Origin of the sequence: Isoptericola sp. S6320L (genome assembly GCF_023015685.1) — a bacterium.
In the GTDB taxonomy this organism is placed as follows: Bacteria; Actinomycetota; Actinomycetes; order Actinomycetales; family Cellulomonadaceae; genus Isoptericola; species Isoptericola halotolerans_A.
In genome coordinates this window covers 31,798-57,549 of sequence record NZ_JALKAT010000019.1, presented here as the reverse complement: position 1 = coordinate 57,549, position 25,752 = coordinate 31,798, and the positions used below count along the sequence as shown (strand labels likewise).

Here is a 25,752-nt window from a genome sequence, read left to right as displayed (position 1 = left end):
CCACGCAGCGCGGCGCCGTGCCACCATGGGCGGCGTGACGCCTTCGGTGACGGTGCTGCGCGCCGACAATCCCGGCCCGATGACCCTCGACGGGACCCGCTCGGTGGTGCTGCGCGCACCGGGATCGCCGTCGTGCGTGGTGGTGGACCCGGGGCCCGACGACGACACCCACCTGCGCGCCCTGGCCGCGGCCGGCCCGGTCGACCTGGTGCTGGTCACCCACCGGCACGCCGACCACACGGCCGGGTCGCCGCGGCTGCGGGAGCTGACCGGCGCCCCGGTGCGGGCGGCGGACCCCGAGCACTGCCACGGGGGCGAACCCCTGCGCGACGGAGAGGTGATCGAGGCCGCCGGTGTGCGGATCGAGGTGGTCGCCACGCCGGGCCACACCGGCGACTCCGTCTCGTTCCGGGTCGACGGCCCCGGCGAGGCACCGGTGGTGCTCACCGGCGACACGGTGCTCGGCCGCGGCACCACCGTCATCGCGGAGCCCGACGGCTCGCTCGCGGACTACCTGCACAGCCTCGACGTGCTGGAACGTCTCGGTGCTGGACGGCTCGCCGTCCCGGCGCACGGTCCCGCCATCGAGGACCTCGGTGCGGCCGTGCAGGCCTACCGGTCCCACCGCCTGGAGCGGCTGGCCCAGGTGCGCGCGGTACTCGCTGCGCTCGGCCCCGAAGCCACGGTGGACGACGTCGTCGCCCACGTGTACGCCGACGTCGACGCCGCGGTGCTGCCCGCCGCCCGCCAGTCCGTCGCCGCGCAGCTCGCCTACCTGCGCGCGGAGCGCTGAGCACCGCGACCGCGTCGGTGCCCCGTTGCATGATGGGGGCCATGACTGCAGCGCCGCTCACGTCGCCCGCTCCCCGCCTCGGGGTCGCCTTCGTCCCGACCTACCCGCCCGAGAGCCTGCGCACGCTGGCGACCACGGTCGAGGACGCCGGTCTCGACGACCTGTGGGTCTGGGAGGACTGCTTCAAGCAGAGCGGGCTCGCCTCGGCGGCCGCCGCCCTGGCGTGGACGGACCGCGTCCGCGTCGGCCTCGGGCTCATGCCCGCGCCGCTGCGCAGCACGGCGATCACCGCGATGGAGATCGCGACCCTGGCGCGGATGTTCCCCGGCAGGTTCGTGCCGGCCGTCGGGCACGGGGTGCAGGAGTGGATGGCGCAGTCGGGTGTGAAGGTCGGCTCCCCCCTGACGCTGCTGCGCGAGACGACCGACGCCCTGCGCAGGCTCCTGGCCGGCGAGGAGGTGACGACGTCGGGCCGCTACGTGCACCTGGACGCCGTCCGCCTCGACTGGCCGCCCGCGGACGACGTGCCGCTCTGGCTCGGCGGTGTCGGGCCACGGTCCCTCGAGCTGGCCGGCGAGCTCGGCGACGGCCTGATCCTGGCGAACGCGCTGACGCCCGACGACGTCCGCGCCGCGGTGGGCACGGCCCAGGAGTCCGCCCGGGCGGCCGGGCACGAGCTGACCGACGTGCACGCCACGCTCATCGCCACGACCGGGCCGGGAGCCGAGGACCGCCTGGCGCGGGAGCTGCCGCAGTGGGGCGCCGCGCCGGACCGCGGCATCGGAGCCGCCGGTGACGCGGCGGCGATCGCCGCGGGCGTCCGCGCGCTCGCCGACGCCGGTGCCACCGCCGTCGCGATCCAGCCCACGGCGGACGACCCGGACCTCGTGGGTTTCGTCGAGCTGCTCGGCCGCGAGGTGCGGCCGCTGCTGCACGCCTGAGCACCGCCGATCCAGCCGCTTCGTTCGGCAGCTCGCGTCACGTTCGGCACGTCAAACTGCCGAACGAAGCCGAAACTGCCGAACGAGAGAGTCAGAGATCCTTGCCGAAGCAGCGCTGGTCGGGCTCGGCGGCGTACCGACCGTAGGACTCGATCGGCTCGTAGCCGAGGGCCGGGTAGAGGGCCATCGCCTCCGGCTGCGCCGTCCCGGTCTCGAGCACGAGGCGGCGGAAGCCCGCCTGGCGCGCGGCCCGCTCCAGACCCGCCATGAGCCGTCGTGCGATGCCCCGCCCGCGGTGGCCGTCGAGCACGTAGACCCGCTTGACCTCACCGGTGGCCGCGGGGTGCGTGGCACCCCAGCCGCGGCCGTCGTCGGTGCCCGAGACGTCCCGGATGCTGCCGCAGCCCGCCGGGGCCCCGTCGACCCGTGCCAGCAGGGTCACGACGATGCTCGCCGGGTCGATGACCTCCTTCGCGTCCTCGTCCCCGCCGTAGCGGCGCCCGAGGTCCGCGACGGCCTCGGCACGCAGCGCGGCGGCGTCGGCGTCCCCCCAGGGCACCTCGACGATCTCCGCCGTGCCGGCGCAGACCTCCGCCGTCATGCGAGGGCTTCTCGTGGTCACGCGTGGACGAGCGAGGCCAGCACCGAGGTGAAGAAGCCGAGACCGTCCGTACCGGCACGGTGACCCTCGGCGCTGTCCGGGCCGAACCCGGCCTCGACGGCGTGCTCAGGGTGCGGCATGAGACCGACCACGTTGCCCGCGGCGTTGGTGATGCCCGCGATGTCGCGGCGCGAACCGTTCGGGTTCGTCCCGACGTAGCGGAACGCGACCCGGCCCTCGCCCTCGAGCTCGTCGAGGGTGCGCTCGTCGGCGACGAACTGGCCGTCCTGGTTCTTCAGCGGGATCGTGATCTGCTGCCCCGCGGTGTACCGGTTGGTCCAGGCGGTCTCGGCGTTCTCGACGGAGAGCACCTGCTCGCGGCACACGAAGTGCAGGTGGTCGTTCTTGACCATGGACCCCGGCAGCAGGTGCGACTCGGTGAGGACCTGGAACCCGTTGCAGATGCCCAGCACGGGCATCCCGCCGCGGGCGGCGTCGACGACGGCGTCCATCGCGGGTGCGAACCGGGAGATCGCGCCGGCACGCAGGTAGTCGCCGTAGGAGAACCCGCCGGGCAGCACGACGGCGTCGACGCCCTGGAGGTCGCCGTCCGCGTGGAACAGCGACACCGGCTCGCCGCCGGCGAGGCGGACGGCGCGGGCGGCGTCCCGGTCGTCCAGCGTCCCGGGGAACGTGATGACGCCGATGCGAGCGGAGGCCAGCGTCCTCTCCACGGTGCCGGCGCTCATCAGGCGGACACCCCGGCGGACTCCTCCGAGGCGTCGGCGACGCGCACGACGTCCTCGATGACCGGGTTGGACAGCAGCGTCCCGGCGGCCTGACGGGCGGCCTCGAGCACCTCGGGCGTCACCTCGCCGTCGACCTCGAGCTCGAACCGCTTGCCCTGACGGACACCGGAGAACTGCGTGAAACCGAGGCGCGGCAGCGCCCCGACCACGGCCTTGCCCTGGGGGTCCAGGATCTCGGGCTTGGGCATGACCTCGACGACGACGCGTCCCACAACGGGCTCCTCAGGGCTCTGCACGGGCCGTCGCTCCGGGATCCCGGTCCACGCGCGGACGGTACGAGCTACGCGGGGCGCGCGAGACGGGCGGGAGCACGACGGCGGGATTCCGGCGTCAGTCTACCCGTCCCGGTCCGTGACCCGGGTCTCGCCCACCGTCGGTGGGCACCGCTAGGGTCGCAACTGTCGCAACAGCACACACAACTGGAGAAACCGTGACGTCGACCCCTTCGCCCGACCCGTACCGGCCGGCGGACGGCACCGCCACACCGACCCCGCCGACGGGGCCCGACCCGTCCCGTGACGGTGCAGGGCAGGACGCACCGCCGGCGGCCCCGGGCACGTCGCCGTACGGCCCTGGTCAGCCGCCCGCACCAGTGCCCGGGGAACAGCCGTCGTACGCGGCACCGCAGCCGCAGGGGACCGACGGCGTCTCGATCGCAGCGCTGGTCACGGGCATCCTGGGCATGGCCCTCGTCGCGGTGGGGCTCGGTATCGCGGGCCTGGTCCGGACCAAGCGGTCCGGCCGCTCCGGCAAGGGCTTCGCGATCGCGGGCATCGTCCTCGGCGCGATCGCGACCGTCGCCTGGAGCCTGGTGATCGTGTTCTTCTTCGTGCTGGCCACCAACGAGGACGTCCAGGACAGCTTCCAGGAGGGGTTCCAGGAGAGCTTCAACGACAGCTACCAGCAGTCGATGGGGCTCGACATGGTCGTGGGCGACTGCTTCGACCCGCCGGCCGACCTCACCAGCGGCGACCCGATGAGCCCCGCGGACTGCGCCGGCCCGCACGGCGCCGAGGTCATCGCCGTGGACCAGGTCGAGGCCACGGAGTACCCCGGCGACGACGCGATGGTCAGCCAGATCGAGACGCTGTGCCTGGACGCATTCTCCGAGTACATCGGCGTCGAGTACGCGGACTCCGCGCTCGAGGCGGTCTACTTCCACCCCACCCAGGCGTCGTGGGCCCTCGGGGACCGGCTGCTGCTCTGCTCGGCGGCCACGATGGACGGCAGCCCGCTCGAGGCGGGCAGCGTCGCCGGCTCCGGTCTCTGAGGCGTCAGCCCGGAGGCGTCAGGCCAGCGCCGCGCCCGTGATCCGCTCGTACGCCTCGAGGTAGCGGTCGCGGGTGCGGCGCACGACGTCGGCGGGCAGCGCGGGCGGTTCGCCCCCGCCCGCGCGGTCCCACCCGGAGGCGTCCGAGGTGAGCCAGTCCCGCACGAACTGCTTGTCGAAGCTCGGCTGCGCCCGGCCCGGCTCCCAGGAGTCGGCGGGCCAGAACCGGGAGCTGTCCGGGGTGAGCACCTCGTCGCCGAGGACGATCCGCCCGGCGTCCGTCCCGCCGTCGGGCACCGTGCCGAACTCGAGCTTGGTGTCCGCGAGGATGACGCCGCGGTCCCGGGCGATCTCCTCGGCGCGGCGGTAGACCGCCAAGGTCAGGTCGCGCAGGCGAGCGGCGTCCTCGCCGCCGATCCGGCGCGCCACCTCGTCGAACGGCACGTTCTCGTCGTGCTCCCCCACCTCGGCCTTGGTCGCCGGGGTGAAGATCGGCTCCGGCAGCCGGGAACCGTCCACCAGCCCGTCCGGCAACGGGATGCCGGTGACCTCGCCGCCGGCCCGGTACTCGGCCAGTCCCGAACCGGTGAGGTAGCCGCGCGCCACGCACTCGACGGGGAACATCTCCAGGCGGCGGCAGATCATCGCGCGGCCGACGACGACGTCGGGCACCAGCCCGTCGCCCGGCTCGGCGCTGGGCTCGGTGGTCACCACGTGGTTGTCGACCAGGTCGGCGAGCTGCTCGAACCACCACAGGCTGAGCTGCGTGAGCACCACACCCTTGTCGGGGATGCCCGGCGACAGGACGTGGTCGTACGCGGAGACCCGGTCGCTCGCGACGACGAGGACGACGTCACCCAGCGGGTGCACCCCACCGAGCGCGGGCAGGTCCGGCTCGTACAGGTCGCGGACCTTGCCGGAGTACACGTGCCGCCAGCCGGGCAGGTCCAGCGGGCCGCCGGCGAAGGCGTCGTTGGTCAGGTTCTCGGGCGTCGAGGTGGGGCGCGCGTCGGTCACGGCGCACAGTCTCTCACTCCGCCGTCCGACGGGCCGAGCTCAGGGCACGGACACCTCGCCGCGCTCCGCCCGGAGCGCGATGTCGCTGCGGTGGTGCGAGCCCGGCAGGTCCACCAGCGCGACCCCCGCGTACGACGCCGCGCGTGCGGCCGCGAGGTCCGCGCCGTGCCCGACCACCGACAGGACGCGGCCCCCGGCGCTGACGAGCGTGCCGCCGTCGGCCACCGCGGTGCCGGCATGCAGCACGTGCACCCCGTCCAGCGCGGCCGCCGCGTCGATCCCGCTGATCGGGTCGCCCTTGCGGGGCGACTCCGGGTAGCCCTGCGACGCCACGACGACGTTGACGACGGCGTCGTCGGACCAGTTGAGCGGCTCGATCTCGGCGAGCCTGCCCTGGGCGGCGGCCAGCAGCACGCCCGACAGCGGGGTGCGCAACCGCGCCAGCACCGCCTGGATCTCCGGGTCGCCGAACCGCACGTTGAACTCGACGACACGGGTCCCGCGGGAGGTCAGCGCGAGGCCCACGTACAGCACACCGGTGAACGGGGTGCCACGGCGAGCCATCTCGTCGACGGTGGGCTGGGCGATGCGGTCGACCACCTCGCCGACGAGCCCGGCAGGAGCCCAGTCGAGCGGCGTGTAGGCGCCCATCCCCCCGGTGTTGGGTCCGGCGTCGTCGTCGCCCACGCGCTTGAAGTCCTGTGCGGGCACCATCGGCACGACGGTCGTGCCGTCGCAGAGGCAGAACAGGGACACCTCCGGGCCGTCCAGGTACTCCTCGATCACCACGGTGCCCGCGTCACCGCGGGCGGCCAGGGAGGCTCGGGCGTGCTCGACGGCGGCGTCCCGGTCGGACGTCACCACGACGCCCTTGCCGGCGGCCAGCCCGTCGTCCTTGACGACGAACGGCGGCCCGAAGGCATCGAGGGCCGCGGTGACCTCGTCGAGGGTGGTGCACACGTGGGCCATCGCCGTCGGCACGTTGGCCGCGGCCATGACCTCCTTCGCGAACGCCTTCGACCCCTCGAGCCTCGCGGCCTCGGCGGACGGGCCGAACACCGGCACCCCGGCGGCCCGCACGGCGTCGGCGACCCCGGCGACCAGCGGTGCCTCCGGACCGACGACGACGAGGTCCGCGCCGAGCGAGACGGCGAGCGCGGCGACCGCTCCGCCGTCGTTCGCGTCCACCGCGTGCACCGTGGCCTGCGCTCGCATGCCCGGGTTGCCGGGAGCCGCGTGCAGCTCGTGCGCGACACCGCCGGCAGCCGGCTCCGAGGCGAGGGAGTGGACGATGGCGTGCTCGCGGGCACCGTTCCCGACGACGAGGATCTTCACGGGCGCCCAGTCTAGGGGCGCCCACGACCGCCTGCCAGGACCACGGCCCTGACCGGTGGCGTCGTGCCGGGTCCGGCCGGCCGGGTCAGGCAGGCGTCCCCGGCACGGTCGCCTCCTGGCCGGACCGCGCGAGGGCCGCGGCGACGAACCCGCCGTCGCGCAGGGCCACGACCGCGTCCCGCAGCCACGCGACGGCCTCCGGCGAGCGGTCGCGACCGGTGGCGACGGCCTGACGGATCTCCGTGAAACATGGCTCGACGACGCGCAGCCCGGACCGCTGCGCGACCCACCGCTCGACGGGCTGGCGGATGCCCGCCGCGACCTCGAGGCCCTCGGCCTCGAACACTGCCGTCCCCTCGTCGCCACGGACCACCTCGGCTCGCGTCAGCGTGCGCGTGAGGTAGAGGTCGTAGGCGGACCCCTCCTTGACCCCGACACGCACCCCGGTGGCGTCCACGTCGTCCGCGACCTGCACGGACGACGCCTGCGGGACGGCGAACACGCCCTCGATCAGCGCGTACGGCTCGGTGAACGCCACCTCGGCGGCGCGGGCGGGCTCCACGGCGAGGAAGCCGACGTCGGCACGCCCCTCCGTCACGGCCGCGAACGACAGCCGGGCGGCGTCGACGCACTCGAACGACGCCGGCACCCCGAGGCGGTCGGCGAGCTCCCGGGCGAGATCCACGGTGACGCCCCGCGGCTCGTCCGGCGCGCCCTGGGCGAGCACCGGGTTGCCGAGGTTCACCACCGCCCGCAGCGCACCCTCCGGGGCGAGCGCGGCGACGATGTCAGGGCCGGGGACGGGCGGCTGGTCGACCATGCCCGCGAGTGTAGACAGCGCCGCTGCCGCGGCTCAGGCCCGCGCGTGGATGAGGTCGTGGATCCCGATGATCTCGTCGCGGCGCGGCCCGACGCCGATGGCGGAGACCCGGCAGCCGGAGATCTCCTCGAGCCGGCGCACGTAGCGCTGGGCGTTGACGGGCAGGTCCTCGAACGTCCGGCAGCGCGAGATGTCCTCCCACCAGCCGTCGAGCTCCTCGTAGATCGGCTTCGCGTGGTGGAACGCTGTCTGGTCGATCGGCATCTCGTCGTACCGCTCGCCGTCGACGTCGTACGCGACGCAGACCGGGACCTTCTCCAGGCCGGTGAGCACGTCGAGCTTGGTCAGCACCAGGTCCGTGAGCCCGTTGACGCGCGCCGCGTAGCGGGAGATGACGGCGTCGTACCAGCCGCAGCGGCGCGGCCGCCCGGTCGTGACGCCGAACTCGCCGCCCGCCTTCTGCAGGTAGGCGCCCTTGTCGTCGAACAGCTCCGTCGGGAACGGCCCCTCGCCCACCCGGGTGGTGTAGGCCTTGACCACGCCGATCACGGAGTCGACGCGCGTGGGCCCGACGCCGGAGCCCGTCACCGCGCCGCCGGCCGTCGCGTTCGACGACGTGACGAACGGGTACGTGCCGTGGTCGACGTCGAGCATCGTCGCCTGGCCGCCCTCGAACAGGACGGTCTCGCCGCGATCGAGCGCCTGGTTCAGCGCGAGCCCGGTGTCGGCCACCATGGGCCGCAGCCGCTCCGCGTGCTGCAGGAGCTCGTCGACGGTCTCCTGGACCTCGATGGCCCGGCGGTTGTAGACCTTCACCAGCAGGTGGTTCTTCTGGTCGAGCGCGCCCTCGATCTTCTCCGCCAGGATCTTCTCGTCGAAGAGGTCCGCGACGCGCAGGCCGACGCGGTTGATCTTGTCCGCGTAGGCGGGCCCGATCCCGCGGCCCGTCGTGCCGATCCGGCGCTTGCCCAGGAACCGCTCGGTCACCTTGTCCACCGTGCGGTGGTAGCCGGCGATGACGTGCGCGCCCTGCGAGACGAGCAGGCGCGAGACGTCCACACCGCGCTCGATCAGCCCGTCCAGCTCCTCGAAGAGGACCTCGATGTCCACCACGACGCCGTTCGAGATGACCGGCGTGACGCCGGGCGACAGGATGCCGGACGGCAACAGGTGCAGGGCGTACTTCTCGTCCCCGATGACGACGGTGTGCCCGGCGTTGTTGCCGCCGTTGAACTTCACCACGTAGTCGACGCGGTCTCCGAGAAGATCGGTCGCCTTCCCCTTGCCCTCATCGCCCCACTGGGCGCCGACGAGCACCACGGCTGGCATGGATCAACTCTCCTCGTGAATCGGTGAGCCCGGCGGCTGCCCCGGGCCTCGCCGAAGTTTACCCGGCCATGACCTTGGCCCGGGGCCGGGGGCGGCGCCGGGCGGGTCGCGACCGGCAGGTCAGGACGGACGCGGGCGTTGCGGGAGCTGGACCGGTGTCGCCCCGGTGGACGTGTCGGACTGCTCGCACTGGTGATCGTGGTCGATCCGGAACAGGTCGAGCGCGCCGCAGACCTCCAGCACGAAGAGGTCGCGCTCGTCGGACCCGCGGAGCACCGTCGCGCCTCCACGCTTGCGCCCCGAGTCCGCCAGGGAGATGAGGAACGCCGCCCCGGTGGAGTCCATGAACGTCACCCGGCACATGTCGATCACCAGGAGCTGACGGCGCAGCCCCACCACCCGCGCCGCGATCTCGGGGAACTGGTCCCGCTCGGCAAGGTCCAGGTCCCCGGCGATCACGAGCGTCGTCGTCGTCGAGGACGTCGCGATCTCGATCATGCCCACGAGACTACCCGCGTCGGGCGCTCCACGGACCCCCGAGGCCGCCCTCGACGTCGCGTCGGGCCGCGCGCCGTGGGGGCACGGCGTGGGCAATCGGCCGATCGCCTGGGAGAATGTCGCCATGAGCACCTCCCAGCCTGTGGACAACCTTCTCGGTGGGCCGCCCCCGACGTACCTGCCGGACGAGCACGCCGCGGCGCGGACCGCCCTCGCCGAGGGCCAGGACCCGGCCCGCGTCGCCGCCGCGGACCCGGCGTCGAGCCTGGTGTGGGCCGTGCTGGCCGAGCAGACGCTCGACGGGGGCGACGACGTCGTCCATGCCGTGACCGCCTACGCCTACGCTCGCACCGGCTACCACCGCGGGCTCGACGCGCTGCGCCGCGCGGGCTGGCGGGGCCAGGGGAAGATCCCCGCCGACCACCTGCCCAACCAAGGATTCCTGCGAGCCCTGCTCGCCCTGTCGCGTGCCGCCGGCAGCATCGGCGAGGACGCGGAGGCCGACCGCTGCGCGCAGTTCCTCGTGGACGCCGGCACCTCGGCGGGCGAGGTGCGCACGCTCACGCTGAGCTGACGCGAACGGGGCTGACGCGCGCGGGGCTGCCGCGGACGCCGGGCCGACGCGGGGCCCTATCCCGGCAGCGGGACCGAGTCCTGCCCATCGGCGGGCTGCGACCGCAGCTTGGCCCACACCAGCTTGCCCGAGCCCGCAGGACGCCAGCCCCAGTCCGCCAGCCGCTCGACGATCTGCATGCCGAACCCGCCCACCCGGTTCGGGTGCCCGTCGGTGGCCACCGGCGGCGCCGGGTTGGCGTCCTCGACCTCGATCCGCAGGCCGTCGCCCGTGTCGAAGAGGCGCAGGGCGATGTTCCCCCAGCCGTGCAGCACGCCGTTCGCCACGAGCTCGGAGACCACCAGCTCCGCGGCCGCGGACTCCGGCAGCCCCCAGGCCTGGCAGGTGCGCAGCACGGCGTGCCGCGCCCGCCCGATGGACGCGGGCTCGCTCGGGAGCAGCCAGCGCCGCGAGCGCGGGCTCAGCGCCGTCACCTGGGCGTCCTGCACCGGGTCCGGCACCCGCACGACCACGATGGCGACGTCGTCCTCCGGGGAGTCCGCCAGCCGGGAGAGCAGCTCCTCGCCGACGCCCGCGGAGTCCCGCGCAGTGATGCGGCCCGACATCTCGACGAGGGTGTCCAGCCCCACCTTCAACGACCTGTCGCGGCGCTCGATGAGACCGTCGGTGTAGAACAGCAGGATGTCGCCGCGGTGCAGCACCTCGCTGCCCGTCGTGCGGGTCGTGGTGCCGAAACCGACGAGGGAGCCGCCCGCGCCCGCGAGCTGCCGGACGTCGCCGTCGCGCAGCAGCAGCGGGGGCAGGTGCCCGGCGCGCGTGTACTCGACCGACCACGAGTCGTCGTCGGCGACGTGGCGCAGCGTGGCGTAGACCATCGAGGCGGGCCGGGGCACGCGCATCCCTGCGACGAGCTGGTCGACCCGGTCGAGCACCGTCCCGGGCGTCGTCAGCTCGTAGGCGTAGGCGCGCACCACCGACCGGAGCTGACCCATCGCGGCCGCGGCCTCGACGTCGTGCCCGACGACGTCACCGATGACGAGCCCGACCGTGCCGTCGCTGATCTGCAGCACGTCGTACCAGTCGCCGCCCACCTGGGCGTGCTCCGCGTTGGGCGCGTAGTAGGTCCAGACGTCGAGCCCCGAGACGTCCGCCTGCTCCGGCAGCATCGCGCGCTGCAACGCCTCGGCGAGCCGGTGCTCCCGGGCGTACAGGCGCGCGTTGTCGATGGCCGTGCCCGCACGGCGCGCGACGACCTCGACGACGGTGAAGATGTGCTCCGGCCCGGGCTCGGACCAGCCACCGGCCTCGGTGGCGCCCGGCCCGCGGGCGGCGTCGCCGTGCCACGTCACGAGCAGGCCCAGCACCCGCCGTCGGCCCGCCACGGCGTGCACGACGACGGAGCGCGGCACCACGCCCGACTCCTCCACCACGCGGCGCACCAGGTCGCGGCGCAGCCAGCCCGACGCCGAGTGCGGGCCGTAGGACCCGCCCAGGTCGAGACGGACCGGACCGTCGACCACGCCGTCGAGCAGCTCCTGGACGTGGTCGACCGACGGGGCGGCACCCGGGGTGCGAGCGCTCCCATCCGGTCCGCCGGCCGGCGCCTCGCCCGGTTCGTCGGGGTGCGGGGCGTCGCCCTGCAGGTCGTCGGTGTGCCACGTCTCCGGCACGTACCGGGTGTGCCGCCGGCCGCGGCCGGAGGGGGGCGACGCGACGTCGACGCCCTCGGCGTACTGCAGGCCGTCGTCGTTGAGGTAGAAGCCGCTCCACGGGACGAGCGAGCGCAGCAGGTCCGCGATGTCCCGCAGCGCGAACGGGTACTCCAGGTCGCCCAGGAGCTCCGTCGTCTGGGCGATGAGGTCCAGGTCGGCACGCTGCCGGCGCTCGACCTCCAGCGAGGCGAGCTGGGCGGCCTGCTGGTCGACGTACTCGGAGACGTCGGTCGTGACGCCGACCCAGCGCATCTCCTCGCCCTCGGCGTGCGGGATCGGCGTGACGTCCACCTGCAGCCAGCTCACGCCGCCGTCGCGCTTGCGGGCGCTGACGATGCGCCGCATCGAGCGCCCCGCGGCGAGGTCCGCCTGGGCGGCCGCACGGTTCGGGTCGTCCTCGACGAGTGCCAGGAGCGGGTGCGGGCCGAGCATCCGCAGGCCGTCGGCGCCGACGCCGACCAGCCGCTCGAAGGCCTCGTTGACCCAGATCACCGGCATCCCGGCCTCCCACGGCCCGGTGATGAAGGCGGGGACGGTGGTGGTGGCGATCGCGGCGGCGAGCTGCTCGCCGGAAACCAGGGCTGCGAGCGAGGAAGGGACGGGCAAATCGGTCATACGCCCTCCGTTTCCGACGTGTCGCGGCCAAGTTGGTGCATTCGCTGCACATTCAACCGTAGATTGGTGTCCGCTGAGACCCGAGAAGAGCGAGCAGCTCGAGGAAGGAGCACCGTGCAGGAGGGATCGAACGCGACGCCGAGCGCCCCGGCGGCCGGCGACGGCACGGGGCACACGGCGCCCCAGATCGGCGACCCCGCGAGCATCCACGTCATCGTGGGCACCTCCCGGGCACGGGTCGTTCTCTCGGGCGAGATCGACGCCGACGTCAGCGCCGAGCTCGGCGAGGCGATCTCCGACGCCGAGGCCTCGGGCCTCCCGGTGGAGCTCGACGCGCACCACGTCACCTTCATGGACTCCTCCGGCGTGGCGTTCCTGGCGCGCCTGGCGTCCCGGAGCCCGCACAAGGTGCGGGTGCTGCGCGCACCTCCCACCGTGCGGTTCCTCCTCGAGGTCACCCGGATCGGCGAGCTCCTGGAGATCGTCGACGAGGATCCCGGCGTCGACCTGGACATCACGACCGCCGGCCCTCGCTGACGCACGACGCCCCTCCGCCGGTGACCGGCGAAGGGGCGCTGAGCACTCTCTCGACGACGAGAGATCACATCTTGTGGCCGGCCGAGCGCAGCCACTGGCACGCCTCGACGATGCGCGCGGCCATGCCGGCCTCGGCCAGCTTGCCCCAGGCGCGCGGGTCGTAGGCCTTCTTGTTGCCGACCTCGCCGTCGACCTTCAGGACGCCGTCGTAGTTCGTGAAGAAGTGCCCCGCCACCGGACGCGAGAACGCGTACTGCGTGTCCGTGTCGATGTTCATCTTGATCACGCCGTTGTCGACCGCCGTGGCGACCTCCTCGGCCGTGGAGCCGGACCCGCCGTGGAACACGAGGTCGAACGGGTTCTCCTGGCCGATCTCGGCGCCGACGGCCTGCTGGATCTCGGCGAGGATCTCCGGACGCAGCTTGACGGCACCCGGCTTGTAGACGCCGTGCACGTTGCCGAAGGTCAGGGCCGTCAGGTAGCGGCCCTTCTCACCGGCGCCGAGGGCGCGGACCGTGGCCAGGCCGTCCTCGACCGTGGTGTAGAGCTTCTCGTTGATCTCGGCCTCGTGGCCGTCCTCCTCGCCGCCGACGACGCCGATCTCGACCTCGAGGATGGTGCGCGCGGCCTGCGACAGCTCGAGCAGCTCCTCGGCGATGACGAGGTTCTCCTCCAGCGGGATGTCCGAGCCGTCGAACATGTGCGACTGGAAGGTCGGGTTCTTGCCGGCCTTCACCTGCTCCGCCTCGAGGGCGAGCAGGGGGCGGACCCAGGAGTCGAGGTTCTTCTTGACGCAGTGGTCCGTGTGGATCGCGATGTTGACGGGGTAGTTCTTCGCGACCTCGGCGGCGTACGCGGCGAGGGCCAGCGAGCCGGTGACGCGGTCCTTGATCGTGGAGCCCGACGCGTACTCGCCGCCGCCCACGGAGACCTGGATGATGCCGTCCGACTCCGCCTCGGCGAAGCCCTGGAGCGCGGCGGTGACGGTCTGCGACGAGGTGATGTTGACGGCGGGGTAGGCGAACTTGCCGGCCTTCGCCCGGTCGATCATCTCGGCGTAGACCTCGGGGGTTGCGATAGGCATCTGCGGTACTCCAATGAGGGAACGTACGAGGAACGCAGGCGGGCGGGCGACACACCCTCACTGGTGGCGAGCGGCCTCCGGGCCCGCATGCATCCAGATTTTCTCACGACCCGGTCATGGGCGTCACATCCGGGCCCGCAGAGCGAGACGGTCGCCCGGGTCACGCGTGCTGCAGGGCCCAGGTGTGCATCGCGATCGCGGCCGCCGCACCGGCGTTCAGCGAGCGCGTGGAGCCGTGCTGGGTGATGTGGACGACGACGTCGCAGGCGGCCTGCGCCGCCGGCGTCAGCCCGCTCGACTCCTGGCCGAACAGCAGCACGCAGCGGGCGGGCAGCTCCCGGCGCTCCAGGGGCACCGAGCCCGGCACGTTGTCGACGCCCACGACCGGCAGCCGCTCCCCCGCCGGTCCCGCCGTCGCCGCCCAGGCCGTCAGCGCCCCGGCGTCCGCGTGGTGGTGGACGTGGAGGTAGCGGTCGGTGACCATCGCGCCCCGCCGGTTCCACCGCCGTCGGCCCACGATGTGCACCCCGGCGACGTTGAAGGCGTTGGCCGTACGGACCACGGACCCGATGTTGAGGTCGTGCGCCCAGTTCTCGATCGCCACGTGCAACCGGCGGTCCGGTGGGCGGCGTCCGTCCAGGTCCGCCACGATCGCGTCGACGGTCCAGTACCGGTAGCGGTCGACGACGTTGCGGCGGTCCCCGTGGGCCAGCAGCTCCGGGTCGTACCGGGGGTCGTCCGGCGGCTCGCCGGGCCAGGGACCGACGCCGACCGGCGCGGGCGCGCCGTCGTCGGGCTCAGGCATGCTCGTCGGTCCGCGACGACTCCCACCAGATCGCGGCGCCCACGACGGCGGCGCCCGCCACGGCGATCAGGACCGGGCCGACGGCGGCGCCCGCGCCGGGCGGGGCGAGCAGCCCCTGGTCGGCGTCCTGCCACGGCCACAGCGCTCGCAGCGAGCCGATCATCAGGCCCGCCAGCACCGCCATCGTCACCTGGCGGCGGTGCTCGAGGAGCCAGTGCAGCAGCTTGACGAAGCTCGCCAGGCCGACGACGGCACCGAGGGCGAACGCGCCGAGGAACGCCAGGTCGCGGTCGCTCACGGCCTCCTGCACCGGCACGTACAGGCCCATGACCAGCAGCAGCGTCGACCCGGACACCCCGGGGAGCACCAGGGCGTTGATGGCGATGGCGGCACCGATGAACACGTACCAGAGGGACGGGTCCGCGACCTCCGCGGGCGGCAGGCCCACGAGGAAGAACCCGACGACGACGGCCACGACGAGGACCGCGCCGTCGGCGAGCCGGAACCGGTGGGGCATCATCCGCAGCGGGACCACGACCGCCACGGCGATCATGCCGAAGAACAGCGCCCGCATCATCACGGGCTGGGACTCGACGAGCGGGGCGATGACGCTCAGCGACACGAGCAGCAGGACGGCCATGCCGACCAGCACGGGCAGCAGGAACCGCCAGTCCACCGCGCGCAGCGCCCGCCCCGCGGGCCGCAGACCTCGGCCCTTGGCGACGCCCTGGACCAGCTCTCGGCCCGCGTGCACCACCTGGCTGGCGGCCGTCAGCAGCCGGTCGTAGAGGCCGGTCACCAGGGCGATGGTGCCGCCGGAGATGCCGGGCACCGACTCCGCCATCCCCACGAACCCACCGCGCAGGGCGAGCCCGGGAGCCGCCCGCCACGAGGTCCCCGCAGGGGGTGCGGCGTGGCGGCGCACGGCGCCGGAGTGCGTCGGGGGTTCCTGGGCCTCGTCGATCACAGAGGAAGCCTACGGCTACGGTGTGCCCATGACGGACCGACAGATCGAGTGCTGGCTCACCGACATGGACGGCGTCCTCGTGCACGAGGGGCAGGCCATCCCGGGCGCGTCGGAGTTCATCGCGACGCTGCGCGACGCCGGGCGCCCCTTCCTCGTGCTGACGAACAACTCGATCTTCACGGCACGCGACCTCGCCGCGCGGTTGTCCCGCTCCGGCATCGAGGTGCCGGAGGAGGCGATCTGGACGTCGGCCCTCGCGACCGCCACGTTCCTGGCGGACCAGGTGCCCAACGGCTCGGCCTACGCCATCGGCGAGGCGGGTCTGACCACCGCGCTGCACGCCGCCGGCTACACGCTCACGGAGACCGACCCGGACTACGTGGTGCTCGGCGAGACGCGGACGTACTCGTTCGAGGCGATCACCAAGGCGATCCGCCTCATCAAGGGCGGGGCGCGGTTCATCGCCACGAACCCGGACACGACCGGGCCCTCCACGGAGGGGCCCCTGCCGGCCACCGGGGCCGTCGCGGCGATGATCACCGCCGCGACGGGGCGCTCGCCCTACTACGTGGGCAAGCCCAACCCGATGATGTTCCGCTCGGCCCTCAACCGCATCGACGCGCACTCGGAGACGACGGCGATGATCGGCGACCGCATGGACACCGACGTCGTGGCGGGGATCGAGGCGGGGCTGGAGACGTTCCTGGTGCTCACGGGGTCGACGGCGCCCGAGGAGGTCGACCACCACCCGTTCCGGCCGTCGCACGTGGTGGACTCGATCGCGGACCTCATCCCCCGCGTCTGACCCCGGAGCGTTGTGGGCGCGATTTCTGGGCTCAAAAATGCCGTTTTACGGACGATTCGGGCCAGATTTCGCGCCCACAACGCTCCGGGGGGTCAGGCGAGGCCGAGGTCGTCCAGCCCGAAGAGGTAGTGGTACGGCACGCCGAGAGCCTCGATCTTCTCCCCCGCCCCCGTGGCGCGGTCGACGATGGTCGCGCAGCCGAGCACCTCGGCGCCCGCTGCGCGCAGCGCCTCGATCGCGGTGATGGGTGAGCCGCCCGTGGTGGTGGTGTCCTCCAGCACGACGACCTTGCGGCCGGCGACCTCGGGACCCTCGATCTGCCGCTGCATGCCGTGGGTCTTGGCGGACTTGCGCACCACGAACGCGTCCAGCTCCTGCCCACGCGACGCCGCGGCGTGCAGGAGCGCGTCGGCGATGGGGTCGGCGCCGAGCGTGAGGCCGCCGACGGCGTCCACCTCGGCCGTGCCCAGCCCGACCTCCTCCAGGTGGTCCAGCAGCACGTGGCCCACGAGCGGCGCGGCCCGGTGGTGCAGCGTGATGCGGCGCAGGTCGACGTAGTAGTCGGCCTCCTTGCCGGAGGAGAGCGTCACCTTCCCGTGCACGACGGCGAGCTCCTGGACGAGCTCGAGCAGCTGCTCACGGGGGGTCGGGGAGAAGTCGGCGGAAGTCACGGCACCAGGGTACGCGGGCGCCCCGGGCTCCCGGGCGCGCTCGCCCGCCATCGTGTATCCAGCACACTTCGTGTATAGCCAACACTCTGTTTATGCCATACGCTCGTGTATGCCATACACACCAAAGGAGCCCGCCCGTGAAGCCCCCGATGATCGAGATCCACGGACTGCACCAGTCCTACGGACGCACCCCCGTCCTGCGCGGCGTCGACCTGACCGTCCGGCACGGCGAGATCTTCGCCCTGCTCGGACCGAACGGTGCCGGGAAGACGACCTGCGTCAACATCCTCACCACGCTGCTGCGGCCCGACGCGGGCACCGTCACCGTGGCCGGGGCCGACGTCGTCCGCGAGGCCGGGACCGTCCGGCGCCGGATCGCCCTGACCGGTCAGTACGCCTCCGTGGACGAGTTCTCCACCGGCGCCGAGAACCTCCGGATGATGGCCGACCTGGCCCACCTGCCCCGGCGGGCCGTCCGCCACCGCGCCACCGAGCTGCTCGCCCGGTTCGGCCTCACCGACGCCGCCCAGCGCAAGGTGGCCACGTACTCCGGCGGCATGCGACGCCGGCTCGACCTGGCGATCAGCCTCGTCGGCGACCCCGACGTCCTCGTGCTCGACGAGCCCACGACAGGGCTCGACCCGGCCTCGCGCTCCCAGCTGTGGGAGGTGGTCCGTGGGCTCGCCGCCGACGGCACCACCGTCCTGCTCACGACCCAGTACCTCGAGGAGGCCGACCGCCTCGCGGACACCATCGCCGTGCTGGCCGACGGCCGCGTCGCCGCCCGGGGCAGCGCCGCGGAGCTCAAGGCCCTGGTCTCCGGCGAGCACGTGCGGGTCACGTTCGACGACGCCCGGAGCCTCGCCGCCGCTCGCGACGTCGCGCTCGCGGGCCTGGCCGGCCTCGAGGCCGCCGAGACCGACCACCGGTCGCTCGCGCTGACCTTCCCCAGCACCGAGCCCGTCCGGACGATCCGCGACGTGCTCGACCGCACCGACGCCGGCGGCCTCGCCGTCTCCGGCGTGAGCGTCGTCCGGCCGACGCTCGACGACGTCTTCCTCGCCCTCACCCAGCACCCCGCCCAGCCCGTCCAGCCCGTCCAGGAGACCGCACGATGACCGTCCAGACCCCGGCCGCACCCGCGGCACCACCGCCGTCCGCCCGCCGCAGCCCGGACCGGAGCACCCGCCGCAGCGCTCCGCTGCGCGACGTGGCGACCATGTCCCGCCGCGAGGCCCGGCGCAGCATCCGCTCGGTCGACGGCATCATCACCGCGTTCGCGCTGCCGGTCATGATCATGGTCGTGTTCGTCGTCATCTTCGGCGGCGCGATCAGCGGCGGCACCGGTGACTACATCGACTACGTGGTGCCCGGCGTGCTCGTCATGTGCCTGGGCATGAACTCCGCGACCGCGGCGACCGCCGTCGCGCAGGACATGACCTCGGGCACCATCGACCGGTTCAAGACCCTGCCGATCTTCTCGCCGTCGGCCCTGTGGGGGCACGTCGTGGCGAGCGTCGTGCGCAACCTGGCCTCCGCCGTCCTGGTGGTCGCGGTCGCCCTGGCGCTGGGCTTCCGGCCCGACGCCGGACCGGCGGGCTGGCTCGGGTTCGTCGCCTTCGCGACGTTCGCGATCGTCACGTTCACCTGGGTCAGCGCCGTGCTCGGTCTCGTGATGAGCGTCGACTCGTCGCAGTCGGTGACGATGATCTTCCTCTTCGTGCCGTACCTCAGCTCCGGGTTCGTGCCGGTGGAGACCATGCCCGACTGGCTGCACGGGTTCGCCGAGAACCAGCCGTTCACGCCGATCATCGAGACGGTGCGCGGACTGCTGACGGGGAACCTCGAGACGTCCACGCTCCTGGCGGCGTGCGCCTGGCTCACCGGCTTCCTGGCCGTCAGCCTCGTGGCGGGGAGCCTCCTCTACCGGCGCCGCAGGGCTCGGTGAGACGGTTCGCCGGCGGTCGGCCCGCTCGCCGGGGCGGCCGTCAGCGATGATGTCCCCATGACGGACGCACCCGAGCTCCCTCCCGGCCTCGCCCTCGCGTGGGGCGTGGCCGAACGCCCGGAGCGCGCGCCCCGGCGCGAGCTGAGCATCGAACGCATCGTCGCGGCGGCCGTCGAGATCGCCGACACGGACGGCCTCGGGGCCGTCTCGATGGCTCGCGTGGCCAAGAGCCTCGGCTTCACCACGATGTCCCTCTACCGGTACGTCACCAGCAAGGACGACCTGCTGCTCCTCATGCAGGAGTCCGTGATCGACGTCGAGTTCCCGCCGGCGCACGAGCCGGCCGACTGGCGCGCCGAGCTGCGCGAGTGGGCCCTGGTCACGCTCGCCCTGTACCGCGCCCACCCCTGGGTCCTGGACATCCCGATCACCGGCGCACCCCTGACGCCGAACAACCTGCGGGCAGCGGACGCCGGGCTGCGCGCGCTGCGCTCGACGCCTCTGGCGGACGAGGAGAAGATCGCGACGATCCTCCTGGTCAACGGCTACACGCGCAACGCCGCCGCGCTCGGCCGCGACCTCGACCGCGCCGCCACCGAGGACGACGGCGCGGCGGCCGCCGCCGGCCTCGCCGACACGCTGCGTGCACTGGTCGACGAGGTCCGCTTCCCCTTCCTGCGACCGCTCGTCGAGCGTGGCTCCTACATCGCCCAGACGCCCGGGCTCGACGAGGTCGACGACGTCCAGTGGGGCCTGGACCGGACGCTCGACGGCATCGCCGTGCTCATCGAGCACCGCGCCGGGAGCGCCGGGGCACCGCACGCCGGGGACGACGACGCCTCCCTGACGCCGTCGGGCACCGACCCCGGGAGCCGGGAGCTCGCCGAGGAGGCGGCGGCGCGGGCGCGCACCTACGCGGGCGACCCCCGGGTGAAGAAGGCCGCCCACCGTCGCAAGGACGCCGAGCGGCAGGTGCGGGAGGCCCGCAAGAGGCTGCGCGAGCTGGAGAAGGCCGAGCTGGCGGCACGGCAGGCCGAGGCGGAGGCGGCACGTCAGGCCGCGGCACGCGCCGCCCGGGACTGACCCGTCAGCGGTAGTGGCCGATGGCCCGCACGGCCGAGCGGGGCAGCACGCGCAGCAGCGCCGAGGCCGCCTTGTAGCGCACCGACGGCGTGGAGATGACGACGCCGCGGCGCACGTCCGCGAGCGCCTGCGCCACCACGAACGGGGCACCGAGCCACGCGCCGTCGGGCACCTGGCTCATCGACAGCCCGGCGCGGTCGTGGAACTCGGTGTGCGTGAAGCCGGGGCACAGCACCGTGGCGGTCACGCCGGAGCCCCGCAGCTCGACGGCGAGCCCCTCGGTGAAGGACCGGACGTAGGCCTTGGCGGCGGCGTAGGTGCCGCCGGCGGTGAGGGCGGCGACCGAGCCGACGTTGAGGACGGCGCCCCGCCCGCGGGCGGTCATCTGCCCCACGGCCGCGTGGCTGAGCTGCACGACGGCGCGCACCATGACGTCCACGGCGTCCAGCTCGGTGCCGACGTCTCCCCCGACGAACCGCTGCGCGGTGGCGAACCCGGCGTTGTTGACGAGCAGGCCCACGGGACGGCGGTCCTCGCCCGGCTCGTCCCCCGCGACGGCGAGCCGCTCGGCGACCCGGGCGACGTCGTCGGCGTCGGAGAGGTCGGCGGGCAGCACCTCCACCTGGACCCCAGCGGCGGCGCGGATCTGCCCGGCCACCTGTTCGAGGCGCTCGGTGGTGCGCGCCACGAGCACGAGGTCGTGTCGCGCCGTGGCGAGCTGCCAGGCGAACTCCAGTCCGAGGCCGGCGGTGGCACCGGTGACGAGCGCGGTTCCCATGACCGCACTCTATGTGCCTAGGGTGCCTGCGTGCGTATCGCCACGTGGAACGTGAACTCCCTGCGAACCCGGCTGGACCGGGTGCTGGCCTTCCTGGAGCGTTCGAGCATCGACGTGCTCGCGATCCAGGAGACGAAGTGCCGTGACGACCAGCTCCCGGTCGCTCCGTTCGAGGCGGCGGGCTACGAGGTCGCCCACACCGGGTACCACCAGTGGAACGGCGTCGCGATCGTCTCGCGCGTGGGCCTGAAGGAGGTCGAGACGTCGTACGCCGGGCAGCCGGCGTTCGGCAAGCCGGGGCAGGAGCCGCGGGTCGAGGCCCGCGCGATCGGCGCGACGTGCGGCGGCGTGCGGGTGTGGTCGCTGTACGTGCCGCACGGCCGCACGCTGACCGACCCGCACTACGCCTACAAGCTCGCCTGGCTCGACGGGCTGCGGGCGCAGGCCGCGGGGTGGCTGGCGGCCGACCCGACGGCGCAGGTCGGGCTCCTGGGCGACTGGAACGTGATCCCGCGGGACACGGACGTGTGGGACGTGACGGCGTTCGAGGGCCACACGCACGTCTCGGCGGCGGAGCGGGCCGCGTTCGCGGCGTTCGAGGGCGCCGGGTACACCGAGGTGACGCGCGAGCACCTGCCGGCCGAGCACACCTACACGTACTGGGACTACCAGCAGCTCGCGTTCCCGCGGAACAAGGGGCTGCGGATCGACTTCGCGTACGCCTCGCCGGCGCTGCGCGACCGGGTCACGGCGGTGACCGTGGACCGGGACGAGCGGCGGGGCAAGGGGGCGAGCGACCACGTGCCGGTCGTCCTGGACCTCGCGGGCTGACCGCGGCACCCGCGGACCCAGCCGCACGCTCTAGGTTGTTCCCATGACCGACGTTCCGGACCGCTCCGAGGACCCGCTGTTCGTCTCCCCCGGCCCCGGCGCGGCAGGTCCGGCAGGTTCCGTGGAGCCGGCAGGTCCCGCCGGTCCGGCGGTTCCGGGCCACCCCGGGGCCGACGGCGGCACCCCGGTCGACCGGCCGGTCCCGGCGGGTGGGCTGGCCACGCCGGAGGACCCGACCGCCTACGGGGCGCGCTGGGGCGCCCCCGGGGGGCCGACGCCCGCCGCCCGGGCCGCCGCGCGCCGTCGGGCACGGGGCTGGGTGCTGTCCGTGCTGGGCGTGGTGGTGCTGGTCGTGGTGGCGGCGGCGGGCGGCTCGTGGCTCGTGAACCGCGCGCACGACCGGGCCTGGGAGCCGGTGGCGGGCGACGTCGCGGAGCCCGGCACGGTGAACGCCGTCCAGCTCGTGCTGGGCTCGTGCCTGGCCGACGTGCCGGACTCCGCGACGGTCGGCACCGTCGAGGTGGTGCCGTGCCGAGACGCGCACGTCGCCCAGGTCGTCGGGCGGCACGACTCGACGGTCGACGAGGTGTGGCCGGGCGCCGACGTCGTGCAGGCCCGCGCCGCACGGGCGTGCACCCCCGAGCTGGTCGGCGCGCGGGCGGAGGCCTCCGGGCTGGCGGACGACCTGACGTGGGTCCTGTGGACACCCAGCGAGGAGTCGTGGGAAGCGGGCGACCGCGCCGGGCTCTGCGTGACCGTCTCGGCCGCGCCGCGGACCGGCACCCTGCTGGAGTGAGCCTGCCCAGGGGCCGCCGAGTTGTGAAGATCCGCGCCCGACCTGCATCGATGGTGCCGGTGCGCCCCGCGCGTCGAGCTGCCAGGACCGGGCATCGACGACATATCGACCGCCGATCTGTCCGCGCCCGGCGAGATATAGCGGCATTTGCCGCACTCGCCCCCGATGTTCTCCCGGACGGATTTCTTCACGGGTTCTTCGCGAACGACCCTGCAACTCACCGTTATCCGACTGTGATCTGACCGGGATCCGTCGTTAGCGTTCGCGGGTCGCCCCACGTCTGGGGTGAACGGTCGGGCCGCAAGCCGAGTGCTGCCGGCGGCCCGGCATCACCGAACCCACGGCAGCAGCGGGAGAACCACGTTCTTCGGGCGGACTCGTGCCGCCCTCGGGGTTAAGCCGTCCCACGACGGCGGGCCATCACTTCTCGGCCTCATCCGACAGCTCATCTCGCAGGCTCGAGAGGTCAGCATGTCCATCACTCACCACAGTGGTGCGCGCCCGCAGGACGCCACCACGGCGCGCATGCCGCGCCTGCGACGCTCGACCGTCGCCATCGCCCTGTCCGCCGCGCTCGCCGGTGGCACCCTCGTCGCCGGAGCCGGCCAGGCCTCGGCAGCACCCGCCCCGTCCACCGCGGCGGCCACCTCGACGGCCGGCCTCTCGACCACCGGCCACGGGCTCGTCACGGCCCGGACCTCCAAGCCCGTCGTCAAGGTGTCGGTCTCGCGCAAGACCGCCAAGCAGGGCAAGGGCAGCACCCGTCCCCGGTTCACCGTCCAGGCCACGAAGGGCGGCGACGCGGTCAAGGGCCGGGTCCGGCTCTTCGTCGACGGCAAGAAGGTCAACGTCAAGAAGCTCAACAAGAACGGCATCGTGCGCATGAAGCCGTTGCTGAAGCACTACGACGTCGGCAAGAACCGCATCCGCCTGACCGTCGTGCCCGCCAAGTCCACCGGCCTGGCCAAGGTCAAGAAGCACCGCACCATCCGGGTGAAGGCGAAGCAGACGAGCGGGGCCAAGGTCGTCCAGGTCGCCAACCGGTACGTCGGCTACCGCTACTCCTACGGCGGCACCAGCCCGTCGTCGGGCTTCGACTGCTCCGGCTTCACCTCGTACGTGTACAAGAAGGCGACCGGCAAGAACCTGCCGCGCACCACGTCCGCGCAGAAGCGGGCCGGCAAGGCGGTCTCGCGGTCCCAGGCCCGCCCCGGTGACATCGTCTACACCCCGGGCCACGTCTCGATCTACGCCGGCAACGGCAAGATCATCGAGTCGGCGCGTCCCGGCGTCGGCGTCGTCAAGCGCAAGATGTGGCAGGACAACCCCACGTTCGTCCGCGTCTGACGCGCACCGCACGCACCGCACGCCCGTGCCCGGCACGGCTCGACCTGTTCGAGCCGTGCCGGGCACGGGCGTGCGGCGTTCCCCCAAAAGTCGTAGGCCACGTTCCCCCTCCCGCCAGAAGCGACGACGACACCGCCCCGGCCAGGCTGGGAGCACCGCGCCGGAACCGGCCCGGCCACACGCGAGAGGGGATCACGTGCCCGCCATCCAGATCACCGGGCTCCGCAAGTCGTACGGAGCGTTCGACGCCGTGCACGACGTCGACCTGACGGTCGAACCGGGCCGCGTCGTCGGTCTGCTCGGCCCGAACGGCGCCGGCAAGACCACCACCCTGCACGTCCTGCTCGGGCTCGCCGCACCCACCGCCGGTGAGGCACTCGTCCAGGGTCGCCGCCACCACGACCTCGACCAGCCCGCCCGGACCGTGGGCGCGCTGCTCGACGCCGGTGGCCTGCACCCCGGCCGCACCGGCCGGGACCACCTCCGGATCCTCGCCCTGGCGGCCGGGCTCCCCGCCCACCGGGTCGACGACGTCCTGGAGATCGTGTCGATGACACCCGCCGCCGACCGCCGGGTGCGCACCTACTCGCTGGGGATGCGGCAGCGGCTCGGGCTGGCCGCCGCGCTCCTCGGCGACCCGGCGGTGCTCGTCCTCGACGAACCCGCCAACGGGCTCGACCCGGCCGGCATGCGCTGGCTGCGCGAGATGCTGCGGTCCTTCGCCGACGGCGGCGGTGCCGTCCTGCTCGCCAGCCACGTCCTCGCCGAGGTGACGCAGGTGGCCGACGACGTCGTCGTCGTCGGACAGGGCCGGGTCATCACCGCGGGCCCGCTGGACGAGCTCGTCCGCGACGCCTCCCTCGAGGACGTCTACCTCGACCTGACCGCCACCACCGCAGGAGTCCGCTGATGTTCCGTGCCGAGATGCTCAAGCTCCGTTCCACCCGGTCGCCGTGGATCATCGGGATCGTCGCGCTCGCCGGCGCCGCGCTCCTCCAGACGGTGACCATCCTGCTGCCCCGCCTGCTCGAGGGCCTCGACGAGCTCGCCGCCACCGAGGGGCCGACCGGTCCGGCCGCGGACCTGGTCCCCGACCTGGCCGCCCTGACGGACCTGGGCAGCGCCTCCGTCCAGCGCGGCATGCTCGACCTGCTCGGCAACGGGCCGTCGGGCACGGGATCCGTCGGGGTCGCGACCCTGTGCATGCTCATCCTGGGCGCGCTCGCCGGCACGACGGACTTCCGCACGGGCGGCATCGTCCCGACCGCGCTCGTGGTCCCGTCGCGCACCCGCGTCCTGCTGGGCAAGGTGGGCGCGACGGCCGCGGCGGCGGCGACGATCGGTGCCGGGCTCGCGCTCGTCTCGGCGCTCGGCCTCGCGTCCGCGCTGCTGACCGCACCGGGCACCGGGCTGGCCCTCGGGGCCGGTGACGTCCTGGGGATCTGGGCGCGCGGTCTGTGCGTCCTCGTCGCGTTCGCCTGGCTGGGCCTGGGGGTCGGCATCCTCGTGCGGGGCCAGGTCGCCGCGGTCGTCGTGGTCGTGGCGGTCGCCTTCGTCGAGCCCATGGTCCAGACGGTCGTCGCCCTGCTGTCCGGCGGTTCCTCCGCCGTGTCGTGGATGCCCCTGACCCTCGGCGCGCTCGCGTCGACCGGCCAGGGCGCCGCCGGCCTCCTCGGTGACGCCGGGACGATCGGGGTGGCAGCCGCCCTCGCCGGGCTCGCCGCGTGGGTGGTCGTCGTGCTCGGCTCCGGGGCGGTCACGTTCCGCCGCCGCGACCTCGTGTGAC

The 25,752-nt window shown here is 73.6% G+C and carries 28 protein-coding genes and 1 riboswitch; of the genes, 14 read left to right on the top strand and 14 right to left on the bottom strand.

Annotated elements, in window-relative coordinates; genetic code table 11:
* Positions 1 to 25 precede the first annotated feature (25 nt).
* Together MWU57_RS11630 and MWU57_RS11625 are read left to right on the top strand one after the other, a co-directional pair.
* Positions 26 to 793, top strand: a complete 768-nt coding sequence (locus MWU57_RS11630) for an MBL fold metallo-hydrolase (RefSeq protein ID WP_246909340.1) — start codon at positions 26 to 28, stop codon at positions 791 to 793.
* A gap of 41 nt (positions 794 to 834) precedes the next feature.
* Complete coding sequence (locus tag MWU57_RS11625; protein WP_246909339.1) at positions 835 to 1,734, top strand: LLM class flavin-dependent oxidoreductase; 900 nt, start codon at positions 835 to 837, stop codon at positions 1,732 to 1,734.
* Positions 1,735 to 1,825: 91 nt separating this feature from the next.
* On the opposite strand, the gene MWU57_RS11620 is transcribed toward MWU57_RS11625, so the two are convergent.
* From MWU57_RS11620 to purS, 3 genes are read right to left on the bottom strand one after another with little or no spacing between them, the layout of a single operon-like run.
* Positions 1,826 to 2,335, bottom strand: coding sequence for a GNAT family N-acetyltransferase (locus MWU57_RS11620; protein ID WP_246909338.1), 510 nt, complete (start codon positions 2,333 to 2,335; stop codon positions 1,826 to 1,828).
* Positions 2,336 to 2,352: 17 nt separating this feature from the next.
* Positions 2,353 to 3,084, bottom strand: a complete 732-nt coding sequence (gene purQ, locus MWU57_RS11615) for a phosphoribosylformylglycinamidine synthase subunit PurQ (protein ID WP_246909337.1) — start codon at positions 3,082 to 3,084, stop codon at positions 2,353 to 2,355.
* A complete protein-coding gene (gene purS / locus MWU57_RS11610) occupies positions 3,084 to 3,356 on the bottom strand; it encodes a phosphoribosylformylglycinamidine synthase subunit PurS (RefSeq protein WP_106264576.1) in 273 nt (90 codons plus the stop codon). The genes purQ and purS overlap by 1 nt, the downstream gene beginning before the upstream one ends.
* Before the next feature lie 218 nt (positions 3,357 to 3,574).
* Here purS and MWU57_RS11605 point away from each other — a divergent pair, with 218 nt between their 5' ends.
* Positions 3,575 to 4,414 (top strand): DUF4190 domain-containing protein, encoded by an 840-nt coding sequence (locus MWU57_RS11605; RefSeq protein WP_246909336.1) that lies wholly within the window; start codon positions 3,575 to 3,577, stop codon positions 4,412 to 4,414.
* 18 nt (positions 4,415 to 4,432) lie between these two features.
* Here the strand turns inward: MWU57_RS11605 and MWU57_RS11600 are convergent, their stop codons facing one another.
* The 5 genes from MWU57_RS11600 to MWU57_RS11580 all read right to left on the bottom strand — a co-directional run bounded on the left by MWU57_RS11600 (position 4,433) and on the right by MWU57_RS11580 (position 9,413).
* The gene (locus MWU57_RS11600; RefSeq protein WP_246909353.1) at positions 4,433 to 5,395 is read right to left on the bottom strand and encodes a phosphoribosylaminoimidazolesuccinocarboxamide synthase; all 963 of its coding nucleotides are present in this window, start codon (positions 5,393 to 5,395) and stop codon (positions 4,433 to 4,435) included.
* Positions 5,396 to 5,470: 75 nt separating this feature from the next.
* Positions 5,471 to 6,766 carry a phosphoribosylamine--glycine ligase gene (purD, locus tag MWU57_RS11595; RefSeq protein WP_106264568.1) on the bottom strand — a complete coding sequence of 432 codons (1,296 nt, stop codon included), beginning with the start codon at positions 6,764 to 6,766 and terminating at the stop codon, positions 5,471 to 5,473.
* A gap of 85 nt (positions 6,767 to 6,851) precedes the next feature.
* Positions 6,852 to 7,586 carry a transporter substrate-binding domain-containing protein gene (locus MWU57_RS11590; RefSeq protein ID WP_246909335.1) on the bottom strand — a complete coding sequence of 245 codons (735 nt, stop codon included), beginning with the start codon at positions 7,584 to 7,586 and terminating at the stop codon, positions 6,852 to 6,854.
* A gap of 33 nt (positions 7,587 to 7,619) precedes the next feature.
* Positions 7,620 to 8,915: an adenylosuccinate synthase gene (locus tag MWU57_RS11585; RefSeq protein WP_246909334.1), complete on the bottom strand. Its 1,296-nt coding sequence runs from the start codon at positions 8,913 to 8,915 to the stop codon at positions 7,620 to 7,622.
* Positions 8,916 to 9,035: 120 nt separating this feature from the next.
* Positions 9,036 to 9,413, bottom strand: a complete 378-nt coding sequence (locus MWU57_RS11580) for an STAS domain-containing protein (protein ID WP_106264563.1) — start codon at positions 9,411 to 9,413, stop codon at positions 9,036 to 9,038.
* A gap of 124 nt (positions 9,414 to 9,537) precedes the next feature.
* Here MWU57_RS11580 and MWU57_RS11575 point away from each other — a divergent pair, with 124 nt between their 5' ends.
* Positions 9,538 to 9,987, top strand: coding sequence for a DUF3151 domain-containing protein (locus MWU57_RS11575; RefSeq protein WP_246909331.1), 450 nt, complete (start codon positions 9,538 to 9,540; stop codon positions 9,985 to 9,987).
* Between the two features lie 56 nt (positions 9,988 to 10,043).
* On the opposite strand, the gene MWU57_RS11570 is transcribed toward MWU57_RS11575, so the two are convergent.
* Positions 10,044 to 12,314: a SpoIIE family protein phosphatase gene (locus MWU57_RS11570; RefSeq protein ID WP_106264559.1), complete on the bottom strand. Its 2,271-nt coding sequence runs from the start codon at positions 12,312 to 12,314 to the stop codon at positions 10,044 to 10,046.
* Positions 12,315 to 12,428: 114 nt separating this feature from the next.
* Between MWU57_RS11570 and MWU57_RS11565 the strand changes: the two genes are divergently transcribed.
* Entirely contained in the window at positions 12,429 to 12,851 is a 423-nt protein-coding gene (locus MWU57_RS11565; RefSeq protein WP_106264557.1) for an STAS domain-containing protein, read from the top strand.
* A 64-nt stretch (positions 12,852 to 12,915) separates the two neighbouring features.
* On the opposite strand, the gene fbaA is transcribed toward MWU57_RS11565, so the two are convergent.
* The 3 genes from fbaA to MWU57_RS11550 all read right to left on the bottom strand — a co-directional run bounded on the left by fbaA (position 12,916) and on the right by MWU57_RS11550 (position 15,707).
* Positions 12,916 to 13,935: a class II fructose-bisphosphate aldolase gene (gene fbaA / locus MWU57_RS11560; RefSeq protein WP_246909329.1), complete on the bottom strand. Its 1,020-nt coding sequence runs from the start codon at positions 13,933 to 13,935 to the stop codon at positions 12,916 to 12,918.
* 160 nt (positions 13,936 to 14,095) lie between these two features.
* Complete coding sequence (locus MWU57_RS11555) at positions 14,096 to 14,740, bottom strand: TrmH family RNA methyltransferase (protein WP_246909328.1); 645 nt, start codon at positions 14,738 to 14,740, stop codon at positions 14,096 to 14,098.
* Positions 14,733 to 15,707 carry a DUF368 domain-containing protein gene (locus tag MWU57_RS11550; protein WP_246909327.1) on the bottom strand — a complete coding sequence of 325 codons (975 nt, stop codon included), beginning with the start codon at positions 15,705 to 15,707 and terminating at the stop codon, positions 14,733 to 14,735. Before MWU57_RS11550 ends, MWU57_RS11555 begins: the two co-directional genes overlap by 8 nt.
* 28 nt (positions 15,708 to 15,735) lie before the next feature.
* Here MWU57_RS11550 and MWU57_RS11545 point away from each other — a divergent pair, with 28 nt between their 5' ends.
* On the top strand, positions 15,736 to 16,512 hold the full coding sequence (locus MWU57_RS11545; protein ID WP_106264549.1) for an HAD-IIA family hydrolase: 777 nt from the start codon (positions 15,736 to 15,738) through the stop codon (positions 16,510 to 16,512).
* 92 nt (positions 16,513 to 16,604) lie between these two features.
* On the opposite strand, the gene pyrE is transcribed toward MWU57_RS11545, so the two are convergent.
* On the bottom strand, positions 16,605 to 17,183 hold the full coding sequence (gene pyrE, locus MWU57_RS11540) for an orotate phosphoribosyltransferase (RefSeq protein WP_246909326.1): 579 nt from the start codon (positions 17,181 to 17,183) through the stop codon (positions 16,605 to 16,607).
* Between the two features lie 137 nt (positions 17,184 to 17,320).
* On the opposite strand from pyrE, the gene MWU57_RS11535 reads away from it, so the two are divergent.
* Genes MWU57_RS11535 through MWU57_RS11525 form a run of 3 tightly spaced genes read left to right on the top strand, consistent with a single transcriptional unit; the run spans position 17,321 to position 20,214 of the window.
* A complete protein-coding gene (locus MWU57_RS11535) occupies positions 17,321 to 18,301 on the top strand; it encodes an ATP-binding cassette domain-containing protein (RefSeq protein WP_246909325.1) in 981 nt (326 codons plus the stop codon).
* The gene (locus MWU57_RS11530) at positions 18,298 to 19,131 is read left to right on the top strand and encodes an ABC transporter permease (RefSeq protein WP_246909324.1); all 834 of its coding nucleotides are present in this window, start codon (positions 18,298 to 18,300) and stop codon (positions 19,129 to 19,131) included. The genes MWU57_RS11535 and MWU57_RS11530 overlap by 4 nt, the downstream gene beginning before the upstream one ends.
* Positions 19,132 to 19,188: 57 nt before the next feature.
* On the top strand, positions 19,189 to 20,214 hold the full coding sequence (locus tag MWU57_RS11525; RefSeq protein WP_246909323.1) for a TetR/AcrR family transcriptional regulator: 1,026 nt from the start codon (positions 19,189 to 19,191) through the stop codon (positions 20,212 to 20,214).
* Positions 20,215 to 20,218: 4 nt separating this feature from the next.
* On the opposite strand, the gene MWU57_RS11520 is transcribed toward MWU57_RS11525, so the two are convergent.
* Entirely contained in the window at positions 20,219 to 20,992 is a 774-nt protein-coding gene (locus MWU57_RS11520; protein WP_106264542.1) for an SDR family oxidoreductase, read from the bottom strand.
* A 30-nt stretch (positions 20,993 to 21,022) separates the two neighbouring features.
* Between MWU57_RS11520 and MWU57_RS11515 the strand changes: the two genes are divergently transcribed.
* From MWU57_RS11515 to MWU57_RS11495, 5 genes are all read left to right on the top strand, one after another.
* Positions 21,023 to 21,823 (top strand): exodeoxyribonuclease III, encoded by an 801-nt coding sequence (locus MWU57_RS11515; RefSeq protein ID WP_246909322.1) that lies wholly within the window; start codon positions 21,023 to 21,025, stop codon positions 21,821 to 21,823.
* A 43-nt stretch (positions 21,824 to 21,866) separates the two neighbouring features.
* On the top strand, positions 21,867 to 22,619 hold the full coding sequence (locus MWU57_RS11510) for a septum formation family protein (RefSeq protein WP_246909321.1): 753 nt from the start codon (positions 21,867 to 21,869) through the stop codon (positions 22,617 to 22,619).
* 325 nt (positions 22,620 to 22,944) lie between these two features.
* Positions 22,945 to 23,089, top strand: a riboswitch (cyclic di-AMP (ydaO/yuaA leader).
* A 1-nt stretch (position 23,090) separates the two neighbouring features.
* On the top strand, positions 23,091 to 23,966 hold the full coding sequence (locus MWU57_RS11505; RefSeq protein WP_246909320.1) for a C40 family peptidase: 876 nt from the start codon (positions 23,091 to 23,093) through the stop codon (positions 23,964 to 23,966).
* Between the two features lie 196 nt (positions 23,967 to 24,162).
* Positions 24,163 to 24,876, top strand: coding sequence for an ABC transporter ATP-binding protein (locus MWU57_RS11500; protein WP_106264534.1), 714 nt, complete (start codon positions 24,163 to 24,165; stop codon positions 24,874 to 24,876).
* Positions 24,876 to 25,751 (top strand): hypothetical protein, encoded by an 876-nt coding sequence (locus tag MWU57_RS11495; RefSeq protein ID WP_106264532.1) that lies wholly within the window; start codon positions 24,876 to 24,878, stop codon positions 25,749 to 25,751. The genes MWU57_RS11500 and MWU57_RS11495 overlap by 1 nt, the downstream gene beginning before the upstream one ends.
* The last annotated feature ends 1 nt before the right edge of the window (position 25,752 follow it).